Source organism: Paenibacillus sp. EKM212P (assembly GCF_011066115.1).
Lineage (GTDB): Bacteria > Bacillota > Bacilli > Paenibacillales > Paenibacillaceae > Paenibacillus > Paenibacillus polymyxa_B.
This window is the reverse complement of record NZ_JAAMNR010000041.1, coordinates 1-747: the sequence shown is the minus strand read 5'-3', so window position 1 is coordinate 747 and position 747 is coordinate 1. Positions and strand designations below refer to the sequence as shown.

Sequence of the window (747 nt, the reverse complement as noted above, 5' to 3'; positions counted from 1 at the left end):
TCCCTGATAGCTCAGTTGGTAGAGCACTCGACTGTTAATCGAGTTGTCACAGGTTCGAGTCCTGTTCGGGGAGCCATATGGAGAGGTGTCCGAGTTGGCCGAAGGAGCACGATTGGAAATCGTGTAGGCGCCAAAAGCGTCTCGAGGGTTCGAATCCCTCTCTCTCCGCCATAATTGATTTGTAGCATGGCCCGTTGGTCAAGGGGTTAAGACACCTCCCTTTCACGGAGGTAACAGGGGTTCGAATCCCCTACGGGTCATAAGTAGTATGGAGGCTTAGCTCAGCTGGGAGAGCATCTGCCTTACAAGCAGAGGGTCGGGGGTTCGAGCCCCTCAGCCTCCACCATTTGAAAAATAAATATTTATTACTGTCGCGGGGTGGAGCAGTTCGGTAGCTCGTCGGGCTCATAACCCGAAGGTCGCAGGTTCAAATCCTGCCCCCGCAACCAATTAAAATTTATTATGGAACTGTGGTGTAGTGGCCTAACATGCCTGCCTGTCACGCAGGAGATCGCGGGTTCGAATCCCGTCAGTTCCGCCATTAGTAATACAACGTTTAATGATGAGCCTTAGAATAAGGCTCGGTAGCTCAGTCGGTAGAGCAGAGGACTGAAAATCCTCGTGTCGGCGGTTCGATTCCGTCCCGAGCCACTTTTAATTGAATATTTTATGTGCCGGTGTAGCTCAACTGGTAGAGCAACTGACTTGTAATCAGTAGGTTGGGGGTTCAAGTCCTCTCGCCGGCAC

General features: G+C 51.7%; 8 tRNA genes. All 8 read left to right on the top strand.

What is annotated here, in order from left to right:
• A tRNA-Asn gene (locus G9G54_RS24865) sits at positions 1-76 on the top strand.
• Between the two features lie 3 nt (positions 77-79).
• A tRNA-Ser gene (locus tag G9G54_RS24860) sits at positions 80-171 on the top strand.
• 17 nt (positions 172-188) lie between these two features.
• A tRNA-Glu gene (locus G9G54_RS24855) sits at positions 189-260 on the top strand.
• Positions 261-270: 10 nt separating this feature from the next.
• Positions 271-346 (top strand) — tRNA-Val (locus G9G54_RS24850).
• Between the two features lie 26 nt (positions 347-372).
• Positions 373-449, top strand: a tRNA-Met gene (locus tag G9G54_RS24845).
• A gap of 15 nt (positions 450-464) precedes the next feature.
• Positions 465-541, top strand: a tRNA-Asp gene (locus tag G9G54_RS24840).
• Positions 542-578: 37 nt separating this feature from the next.
• A tRNA-Phe gene (locus tag G9G54_RS24835) sits at positions 579-651 on the top strand.
• Between the two features lie 22 nt (positions 652-673).
• Positions 674-746: transfer RNA gene (locus tag G9G54_RS24830), tRNA-Thr, on the top strand.
• The last annotated feature ends 1 nt before the right edge of the window (position 747 follow it).